Raw genomic sequence first — 8,157 nt, 5'->3', positions numbered from 1 at the left:
ATGCCGTGCTTGGCCTGCCAGGCGAGCACCGCCGCCTGGGTGGCGGTGTCGTAGCTGCCGCTGACCGCTAGCTGCGCCTTCGGCGAGGCGGCGTTGAGGGCGCGCTGCACGCGGCGTACGTCCTCGCCGGCCGAGCCGAGGTTGAGCACCGGCGTCGGCCCGGCCGCGAGGAGGGTCATCCACGCGGTGCGGGAGAACATCGCCGTCCTGCCCAGCCCCATCCGCTTCTGCCAGGCCTTGACCGACGTGGTCAGCCGGCCGGTCCACGCGCCCTTCACCTTGCCGCGGAAGACACCCTGCTCCTTGAGCAGGCACTTCAGCGCGCTCACCTGGGCCGGGTTCGGCACCTTGCCCCTCGCCGGGGACTTGAGCCGCGGGTAGTTGGTGAAGTCGACCTGGGTGCCGTGGCAGTGGTTCTGGGCGGGCGTGGTCGGCGGCGTGCCGGACGAGAGGTCGAGGTAGTTGCGGTCGATGTTGATCGTGACGCCGCCCCACTTCTCGTTGTGGCCGCCCTGGAACTGCTTCATCCGCCGGCCCGGGACCCAACCGTCCGGCCGGATGTAGGACGTGGAGGTGTTGGCCTGACCGTCCCACCGTGCGATCCAGATCTGGTCGGGGAGGGTGAAGGTGCCCGGTCGCTCGACGCGGGCGTCGTCCAGCGACTTGATGCCCGAGCCGGCGCTGGAGTAGACGCCGGAGACGTAGCCCAGGGCGTGGAGCTGCTGGGTCCACGCGCTGAGGAACCACAGCGACGACTCGCGGCAGGGGCCGTTGGTCACGTTGTAGCCCTCGAGGTCGTACCAGAGCGTGCTGCCCGGCACGATCCCCAGCGCCTGGGCCGCGGCCACAGTGGTCGACGCCTCGGCCTTGCCCTGCCGGAACGCCTTGGCGTAGCTCCCCGCCGAGTTGCGCTTGGTGCTGATCACCGGGTCGTTGCCGTAGCGGGGGAACGACGGGTTGCACGCGGCCTGCGGACCCAGCGTGATCGGCAGCAGCCGCCAGCCCTTCGCCAGCTGGGTGCTGATCCAGGTCGGCGTGAGGTTGGGCTGGTCCCGGCAGCCGCGGGAGGCGCCGGAGATGTAGATGCCGACCGCCCGGTAGGGCGAGGCCTGCAGCCAGGCGTCCATCTTCCACTGCTCGGGGGCGTGGCACTGGTCGAACCCGAGCCCGGTGTAGGTGCCCGGCGTGACCGGGTTGGTGAACAGCTGCTTGGGCACCACCCGCCCGCCGCCGCCGACCGAGGCGGCGGCGGAGGGAGGTGTCAGTCCCACGGCGGTGGCGGTGAGGACCGCCGTCACCACGGTCGCGGCAATGCCGATGAAGGTCGTCGTTGCACGACGGCGCATGGAGGGGCTCCTGGGGGAAGTTCGGGGCCGGGTTCCAGCACCGTAGGTCACTCCAGTCACACCCGTCACCGGGTTCGCTGCAACTACATTGTTGTAATTCGCTTTCCGCTCAACCGCGCGGGTTTCCGGGCGCCACCGCAACCGTCCGTCGGCTCAGGCGGCCACTGCCTCGAGCTCCTCGTCGGCGTCGGCGGCGTCGGTCGGCCCGGGAGCCTCGGCCGTACGCCGGCGGGCCAGCGCGGCGACCGCGACGACGCCGGCCAGCGCGGCCATGGTCGCCGAGGTGAGGAACGCCGCCCGCGCGCCCGGGAGGAACTCGCCGGGCACCGAGCCCGCGGCGTACACGCTGACGATCACCGCCAGGCCCACTGCACCGCCGAGCTGCTGGAAGGTCTGCAGCAGCCCGGACGCCGCGCCGGCGTGCTCCGGCTCGACGCCACCCAGCACGGTCGCGGTCACCGGCATGAAGACCAGGGCGGCCGAGACGCCGTTGAGCAGCATCGGGCCGAGCACGCCGCTGAGGTAGGTGTCGGAGGCGTTGAGCGTGCTGAGCCAGGCGAAGCTCACGGTGAGCCCGATCGATCCGGTCACCATCATCGGGAGCACGCCGACCCGCTGGATGAGCTGCGGGGTCACCCGCGACATCGCGAAGATGCCCAGGGTCAGCGGCAGGAAGGCCATCCCCGACCTCATCGGGCCGAAGCCGAGCTGGTGCTCGATGAACTGCACGGCCAGGAAGAACATCGACAGCTGGCCGCCCACGACCAGCGCGATCACGCCCAGGCCACCGACCCGCTGCCGGCTTCGCAGCAGCGCGGGCCGGAGCAGCGGGTGCGCCACCCGGCGCTCGGTGATGCCGAGGACCACCAGCAGCACGACGCCGGCAGCCAGGCCGAGCACCGTTCGGGGCGAGCCCCAGCCGTGCTCGGGGGCGCCGATCAGCGACCAGACGATGGCCACGGCGCCACCGGTGGCGGTCAGCGCCCCGACCACGTCGAAGCGTCCGGGCCGGCGCGCGGTCTCGTCGACGAAGCGCCCAGTCAGCGCCAGCACGGCCAGCCCGATCGGCACGTTGATGAACATCGTCCAGCGCCACGAGCCGAGGTCGGTGACCGCACCACCGAGCAGCAGCCCGAGGGACAGCCCGCCGGAGGAGACGGCACCGAAGAGGGCCAGGGCCCGGAGCCGGGCCGGCTCGTCGGGAGCGCTGGTGGTGAGCAGCGCGAGCACGCCGGGAGCGGCCAGCGCCGCGCCGACGCCCTGGGCGGCCCGGCCCGCGACCAGCCACTCGGGCGTCTGTGCGAGACCGCCGGCGAACGAGGCGAGGGTGAAGAGGGCGACGCCGCTGAGGAAGAGCCGGCGCCGGCCGAAGACGTCGCCGAGCCGGCCGCCGAGGAGCAGCAGGCCCCCGAAGGCGAGCGTGAAGGCGTTGAGCACCCACGAGAGCGAGGCCGGGCCGAAGCCGAGGGCGACGTCGATCCGCGGGAGTGCGACGTTCACGACCGTCGCGTCCAGCGTGAACATCAGCTGGGCGACCAGGACGATCGCGATGCCGGTCGCGGCGCGGCCGGCGTTGTCGGGGAGAGAGTGAGGGACGGAGCCCGGACGGGTCGTCGCCCCGTGCGGGGAGGTGGAGGTCATGGAGAAGAGGTCCTGTTCTCGGCCGGTGGGCCGATGTACTCTTGGATCCGGAGGGTGACTCCGGTTCCTCTACGATACGGAGACTGTCTCCGGTTAGCAAGGTCTTTTCCGGACCGACTCCTTGTGGACGAGCACAGCCAGGAGAAGTGAGAGATGCGCGCCGACGCCAAGCGCAACTACGACCGCATCGTCGAGGTCGCCCGCGAGGTCTTCCGCGAGCAGGGCTACGACGCCTCGCTCGACGAGGTGGCCAGGCGCGCGGGCGTCGGCCCGGGGACGCTCTACCGGCACTTCCCCAACCGCGACGCCCTCCTCGACGCGATCATGCAGAGCTGGGTCGACCGGGTCGACGAGGCCGCCGACAAGGCGCTGGCCCACGAGGGCTCGCCCAGCGACCTGCTGCTGGCCTGGTGCGAGGAGTACGTCCGTCTCATCAGCCTCCACAAGGGCGGCCCGGCCAAGATCACCGCGGCGATGGGCGACCCGAGCTCACCGATCCTCACCAAGTGCCAGGTCCTCGTCCGCGCGAGCGACCGGGTCATGGACCGGCTGCGCGAGGAGGGGGCTCTCAAGGACGGCGTCGAGACCCTCCAGCTGACCCGCCTGGTCGGCGGGGTGGCCACGGTGGCCGACCAGTCCGGCCTCGACGAGGCCGCCGTACGCCCGCTGCTCGAGGTCGTGGTGGCCGGGCTGGTGCGCTGAGCCCGGTCCGCTGAGCCGCCGGTAGATTGCAGCCGTGCCCGCCCCCGCGACGACCGCACCGGAGACCGGCCTCGACACGGTGGCAGCTGCCGCCGAGGAGCCCAGCCGCGAGCAGCCGTGGGCCGACCTGGGGCTCAAGGCCGACGAGTACGCCCGGATCCGCGAGATCCTCGGCCGTCGGCCGACCAGCTCGGAGCTGGCGATGTACAGCGTCATGTGGAGCGAGCACTGCTCCTACAAGAGCTCGAAGGTGCACCTCAAGCAGTTCTCCGAGATCCCGCAGGAGACCCCCGTCGGCAAGATGCTGGCCGGCATCGGCGAGAACGCCGGCGTCATCGACATCGGCCAGGGCTACGCCGTCACCTTCAAGGTCGAGTCGCACAACCACCCGTCCTACGTCGAGCCCTACCAGGGCGCCGCGACCGGCGTCGGTGGCATCGTCCGCGACATCCTCGCCATGGGCGCGCGGCCGGTGGCGGTCATGGACCCGCTGCGCTTCGGCCCGCTCGACGCCGGCGACACCCACCGCGTGCTGCCCGGGATCGTGGCCGGCGTCGGTGGCTACGGCAACTGCCTCGGGCTGCCCAACATCGGCGGCGAGGCCGTCTTCGACCCGAGCTACCTCGGCAACCCGCTGGTCAACGCGCTCTGCGTCGGCGTACTCCGCCACGAGGACCTGCACCTGGCGAAGGCCAGCGGCGTGGGCAACAAGGTGATCCTCTACGGCGCCCGGACCGGCGGCGACGGCATCGGCGGCGTCTCGGTGCTCGCCTCGGAGACCTTCGACTCCCACGCGGACGGGCAGAGCGGTCCCGCCAAGCGGCCCAGCGTCCAGGTCGGCGACCCGTTCATGGAGAAGCTGCTCATCGAGTGCACGCTCGAGCTGTTCGCGGCCGGGCTGGTCAGCGGCATCCAGGACCTCGGCGGCGCCGGCCTCTCGTGCGCGACCTCCGAGCTGGCCTCCGCCGGGGACGGCGGCATGCACGTCGACCTCGACCTGGTGCCGCTGCGCGACTCGACGCTCGCTCCCGAGGAGATCCTCATGAGCGAGTCGCAGGAGCGGATGATGGCCGTGGTGGCGCCCGGCGACGTCGACGCCTTCCTCGCCATCTGCGGCAAGTGGGAGGTCGACGCCACCGTCATCGGTGAGGTCACCGACACCGGCCGGCTCCAGGTCGACTGGCACGGCCAGCGCGTGGTCGACGTGCCCCCACGGTCGGTGGCGCACGACGGCCCGACCTACCAGCGCCCGTTCGCCCGGCCGGAGAGCCAGGACGCGCTGCAGGCCGACCGTGCCGAGGCCTTGCCCCGGCCCGCCGGCGGCGAGGAGCTCCGCGCGACCCTGCTCCGGCTCGCAGGCAGCCCGAACCTCTGCGACAAGTCGTGGATCACCGACCAGTACGACCGCTACGTCCGCGGCAACACCGTGCTGGCGCAGCCCTCCGACAGCGGGATGATCCGGGTCGACGAGTCGACCGGGCTCGGGATCGCCGTCGCCACCGACAGCAACGGCCGGTTCGCCGCGCTCGACCCCTACGCCGGCGCGCAGCTGGCCCTCGCCGAGGCCTACCGCAACGTGGCCACCGGGGGTGCGACCCCGCTGGCGATCTCCGACTGCCTCAACTTCGGGTCGCCGGAGGACCCGGGCGTCATGTGGCAGTTCGCCGAGGCCTGTCGGGGGCTGAAGGATGCCTGCGTCGAGCTCGGCATCCCCGTCACCGGCGGCAACGTCAGCCTCTACAACCAGACCGGCGAGACGCCCATCCTCCCCACGCCGGTGGTTGCGGTGCTCGGCGTGATCGACGACGTCACCCGGCGTACGCCGACCGGGTTCGTCGCGCCCGGCGAGACCGTGCTGCTGCTCGGCGAGACCCTCGAGGAGCTCTCCGGCTCGGCGTGGGCGCACGTGGTGCACCACCACCTCGGCGGCCGGCCGCCGGCCGTCGACCTGGCCCGGGAGAAGGCACTGGCCGAGCTGCTGCGCGAGGCGGTGGGGCTGGTGACCTCGGCGCACGACCTCTCCGAGGGCGGGCTCGCGCAGGCGCTCGTCGAGTCCGTGCTTCGTCGTGGCATAGGCGCCGACGTGGCGCTCGAGGGCGACCCGTTCGTCGCGCTGTTCTCGGAGTCGGCGGGGCGGGTGCTCGTCACGGTGCCGAGCGGGGACGTCGAGCGGCTGACCGCGCTCGCTGGGCGGCACGGCGTCCCGGTCGCTGCGATCGGCACCACGGGCGGTGCCGCGCTCGTGGTCGACGGGCACTTCGACCTCCCGCTCCCGGAGCTCCGCGACACCTGGACCCACACGCTGCCGAACGCGCTGGGCGCGTGACCACTGCTGGACGAGGGTCAGGGCGGGCTCGCCGCGGTGTTCAGCAGGGCGGTGCGAACGAGCTCGTGAGCGAGGGCAGGCAGTTCGTCGAGGCCGAACCAACCGATGTCGTCGTGCTCCTCCGGCGCACGGTTCGCTGGAGTCCCACGCCAGTCACGCACGAGCCACGCACTGAGACGCACCGGCTCCCCTGTCGGCCGTACGGTCAAGCGACACAGAAGGGTCGCCGAGTGCGTCGTCATCCGGACTCCGAGCTCTTCGTGCAGCTCCCGGGCGAGCGCGGCCAGTTCTGACTCGCCCTCCTCGATGACTCCGCCGGGCAGGTCCCACACGTTCGGGTACGCGCGCTTGAGCGGACTTCGGTGTCCGAGGAGGACTCGGCCCTCGTGCACCAGCGCGCCAAGGACGACCTCGACCATGCGCGGATCGTGCATGAGTACTAGGTCAGGGCCCGAGTGCCGTCGCGGGTGCGCAGGTAGAGCAGCCCGTGCGGGTCGCGCCACAGGTAGGCGCCCGGTGGTCCGAGCATCCAGTAGTGCCAGCCGGCCAGGGTCTTGAGTCGATGGTGATGTCGGCACAGCGGGGCGAGGTTGCACTTGGGGCAGGTGACTCCACCCCGGTCGAACGCGAGGACGTGGTCGCAGTCGCAGCGCCGCGCGGGCCTCGTGCAGTTTGGGTGGACGCAGACCCGGTCGCGGAGCGCGACGATCTCGCGGTCGAGCAACGAGGGCAGGTAGGTCGTCACGGCCCGGTCGGAGTGGTTGCTGCAGTCGATCTCGGCGGGGCAGTCGGTGCAGCCAGCGGCGCTGCCGCCGCAGTGGCGCACGCTCCGGACCGTCAGGGCGATGTCGTGACGGCCGGCCCACGCGCGGACGACCTGGTCGAGGTGGGCGCGCTGGTCGGCGTCGGTGGCGACCGGGTCGAGGCCGAGCAGGTTGGCCTCGGTCAGGTGCACTGTCGCGACGAGCTCGCGCACCTTGGTGGGCTTGGCGTCGAGGTCGCCCTCCAGCAGGGCCTGCGCCCGCGCGGGGTCGGCGAGGATCGCGAGCGCGATGGAGCGGCGGACGTCGTGGGAGTCGTGCTCGTGCTCGGGCAGGTGGGCCAGTGCTTCGGCCACCGCCGAGAGGGTCTCGTCGAACGGCGCGAGGTCCGCCCAGTCGGCCCTGGCGGCCATGGTGACGACGCCCGTGTGGTTGAACGACGTGGGGTCGATGGCGACGTAGCGCGCGTCGAGCGCCTCGAGCTGCTCGACCTCGCGCTGCTCGGCGTGCAGCCGAAGCATGGCCTCCTCGACCAGCCGGTCGAGGACGACCGGGCCGATGGCCTCGGACTCGCGCACCCGTCGGCTGAGCTCGCGGTCGACGTAGCGGCACACGTCCGCCGGCTGGCCGAGCACGGTCTGAGCGACCCTTCTGGCCCGCCACGCCGGGGCCAGGCCGGCGCGGACCAGTGCCCAGAACGACGGGAGCCGCTGGTCGAGCACCAGCACGTCGCGGATGAGGGCCTTGCCCGCGGTGGTGGACATGTCGTCGGCGGTCGCGAACGCAGCGGGCGCGTCCCAGCGCAACGCCGGAAGCCCGATCCACTCCCAGTCCTCCTGAGGAAGGTCCGAGCGCTCCTCGAGCCACGAGGGCGGGTCGACGGGCACCCAGGGCTCCTGCCCGGGCAGCGCCGGGTTTGCGGCGGCGTACTCCAGCGCCAGCTCGAGGATCTCGAGCTCGGCCGCGTCAGCCGCGCGACGCCTGTCGCGCACCCGCTCCAGCAGGTCGCGCGGCAAGGGCGCGGAGTCGGGGAGGGCGTCGGCCGTGAGCGTCATCGTGCGGCCAGTCTATTCGAACATGTGTTCGAAACGCAAGGCTTGTTGGGGCCCTGTTGATTTGTGGCTCATGTGACTGATCCGTGGGTGGGTGGCCGCCCACTCCGGGCAGCGGTGACCTTTCAACCGGTCTGAGCCGCCCAGGGGTTCACCGACCACCGGCGCCTCGGCGTGTCCCGCCGACATGCCGAGGTGGCGGTGGGTGATCAACCGCCCGCGGCCAGGCTGCGGTTGATTGGTCACCGCTGCCCTGTCCCGACCCCTGTCCCGACCCCTGTCCCCGGCCCCCACTAGCGTCCGGACCGTGGTGACAGCGGACGACGTAC

6 protein-coding genes are annotated in these 8,157 nt (G+C 72.1%); 2 read left to right on the top strand and 4 right to left on the bottom strand.

Going from position 1 to position 8,157, the window contains the following annotated elements:
• Window positions 1-1,346, bottom strand: a 1,346-nt coding sequence (locus VFV89_RS06790) for a glycoside hydrolase domain-containing protein (RefSeq protein ID WP_329705159.1), incomplete at its 3' end; no start/stop codon positions are given.
• 153 nt (window positions 1,347-1,499) lie between these two features.
• Window positions 1,500-2,987: an MFS transporter gene (locus VFV89_RS06785; RefSeq protein WP_329705158.1), complete on the bottom strand. Its 1,488-nt coding sequence runs from the start codon at window positions 2,985-2,987 to the stop codon at window positions 1,500-1,502.
• 153 nt (window positions 2,988-3,140) lie between these two features.
• Here VFV89_RS06785 and VFV89_RS06780 point away from each other — a divergent pair, with 153 nt between their 5' ends.
• Window positions 3,141-3,689: a helix-turn-helix domain-containing protein gene (locus VFV89_RS06780; RefSeq protein WP_329705157.1), complete on the top strand. Its 549-nt coding sequence runs from the start codon at window positions 3,141-3,143 to the stop codon at window positions 3,687-3,689.
• A gap of 34 nt (window positions 3,690-3,723) precedes the next feature.
• On the top strand, window positions 3,724-6,015 hold the full coding sequence (gene purL / locus VFV89_RS06775) for a phosphoribosylformylglycinamidine synthase subunit PurL (protein WP_414690354.1): 2,292 nt from the start codon (window positions 3,724-3,726) through the stop codon (window positions 6,013-6,015).
• 17 nt (window positions 6,016-6,032) lie between these two features.
• Here the strand turns inward: purL and VFV89_RS06770 are convergent, their stop codons facing one another.
• Entirely contained in the window at window positions 6,033-6,434 is a 402-nt protein-coding gene (locus VFV89_RS06770; protein ID WP_329705156.1) for an NUDIX domain-containing protein, read from the bottom strand.
• A gap of 20 nt (window positions 6,435-6,454) precedes the next feature.
• Window positions 6,455-7,831 carry an HNH endonuclease signature motif containing protein gene (locus tag VFV89_RS06765; protein WP_329705155.1) on the bottom strand — a complete coding sequence of 459 codons (1,377 nt, stop codon included), beginning with the start codon at window positions 7,829-7,831 and terminating at the stop codon, window positions 6,455-6,457.
• Window positions 7,832-8,157 lie beyond the last annotated feature (326 nt).

Source organism: Nocardioides sp. (genome assembly GCF_036274455.1).
GTDB lineage: Bacteria > Actinomycetota > Actinomycetes > Propionibacteriales > Nocardioidaceae > Nocardioides.
The sequence above is the reverse complement of the archived record's forward strand: the minus strand, read 5'-3'. Positions and strand labels throughout refer to the sequence as shown.

Bases quoted from the DNA above. Each gene is read 5' to 3' on its own strand.
- VFV89_RS06785 (WP_329705158.1), bottom strand. From the start codon at position 2,987: ATGACCTCCACCTCCCCGCACGGGGCGACGACCCGTCCGGGCTCCGTC.
- VFV89_RS06780 (WP_329705157.1), top strand. From the start codon at position 3,141: ATGCGCGCCGACGCCAAGCGCAACTACGACCGCATCGTCGAGGTCGCC.
- VFV89_RS06770 (WP_329705156.1), bottom strand. From the start codon at position 6,434: ATGGTCGAGGTCGTCCTTGGCGCGCTGGTGCACGAGGGCCGAGTCCTC.
- VFV89_RS06765 (WP_329705155.1), bottom strand. From the start codon at position 7,831: ATGACGCTCACGGCCGACGCCCTCCCCGACTCCGCGCCCTTGCCGCGC.